This is a genomic window from Moorena sp. SIO4A1, assembly GCF_010672065.1.
Taxonomy (GTDB): Bacteria; Cyanobacteriota; Cyanobacteriia; order Cyanobacteriales; family Coleofasciculaceae; genus Moorena.
On the sequence record NZ_JAAHHX010000904.1, the window covers coordinates 1 to 1,193 of the forward strand.

A 1,193-nucleotide genomic window follows, 5' to 3' on the forward strand; every position below is an offset into this window, starting at 1 on the left:
ATGAAATGGTACTCGTGCGGGATATCAATTTCTTTAGCCTCTGTGAACACCACATGTTGCCATTTATGGGTAAGGCTCACGTCGCCTATATCCCTAACCAAAAAGTGGTAGGACTCAGTAAAATAGCTCGTGTGGTCGAGATGTATGCACGGCGACTGCAAGTTCAGGAACGGCTGACTCGCCAGATTGCCGAAGCCATTCAAGCTGTCCTAGATCCCAAGGGTGTGGCTGTGGTGATGGAAGCTACCCATATGTCCATGGTGATGCGGGGTGTGCAAAAACCAGGGTCTTGGACTGGCACCAGTGCGATGGTCGGGATTTTTCAAGAGGATCAAAAAACTCGTGAGGAATTTCTCAACCTAATTCGCCATCAACCGAATTTCTTTTAGGGGTTTGACTTGAACGGTTAACTAATCCTACTAAAAAAGTCATTAGTCATTAGTGATTAGATCTCTGGGAAAATTAACGTTTAGCTTAGACCTGACAAGGAGTAGAGCCATGATTTTCACCAGAGTTCTATTAGTCCTTAGTGAAAAACACACACACATTAGTAACGGTAGTTGCTGATGACAGATGGTAAGCTATCAGCTATCAGCGTGTCGCGTATCAGCGAAAGGCCTGTCGCCACGCTACCGGAACAGTTTATGCCCATAGGGCAGGCTACACCGAACAGCTTTTGAATAAAATAAGCTGACGGCATTAGGCTGACGGCTGAATGCTTACGACAGATGAGTAATGACTAATGACTCACTTTAGCCACTAGTTAACACAATCCTCCCTAATAGTCTCCACATCAAACATAATGGAAAATTTTGCCTCAGGCATCATCTGCTTTAAAACCCGTAGATGTTCTTCAGCATTGCCGCGCCGTCGAAATCGGCCAACGGTGATATTGCTGAGCTTGGGTTGCAAAAGGACAATGATCCAGGGATTTAGCTTTTCTGTATAATTCAACATAGGTTTTCCTTATAGCTTTTCCTTGAGACACTTGAATTTGGTGCCAAATTAGCTTCCACTTTCATCAGCGACCCATCTTTACACGTTGGGAAGCTCGTGAGATGGGGTAATATCAAATCCGGTTAAATAGTTATCGTTAAGCCTTGGCTGCCTGCCACCAATGAAAATGGGTCAGACCACGAATGAAGTCGCACTGCTTGAGTAAAACACAACAGCGAGCGCAAATTATCTGCTCC

The 1,193-nt window shown here is 44.9% G+C and carries 2 protein-coding genes; one reads left to right on the plus strand and one right to left on the minus strand.

The features are described from left to right. On the plus strand, nt 1-389 hold a 389-nt coding region (gene folE / locus F6K53_RS43955), incomplete at its 5' end, for a GTP cyclohydrolase I FolE (RefSeq protein ID WP_293087145.1). Nucleotides 390-759: 370 nt separating this feature from the next. Here folE and F6K53_RS43960 read toward each other — a convergent pair. Continuing rightward, nucleotides 760-957: a hypothetical protein gene (locus tag F6K53_RS43960; RefSeq protein ID WP_293024915.1), complete on the minus strand. Its 198-nt coding sequence runs from the start codon at nt 955-957 to the stop codon at nt 760-762. Nucleotides 958-1,193: the final 236 nt, after the last annotated feature.

Excerpts from the sequence above, each read along its gene's own strand:
- F6K53_RS43960 (WP_293024915.1), bottom strand. The coding sequence starts at position 957 with ATGTTGAATTATACAGAAAAGCTAAATCCCTGGATCATTGTCCTTTTG.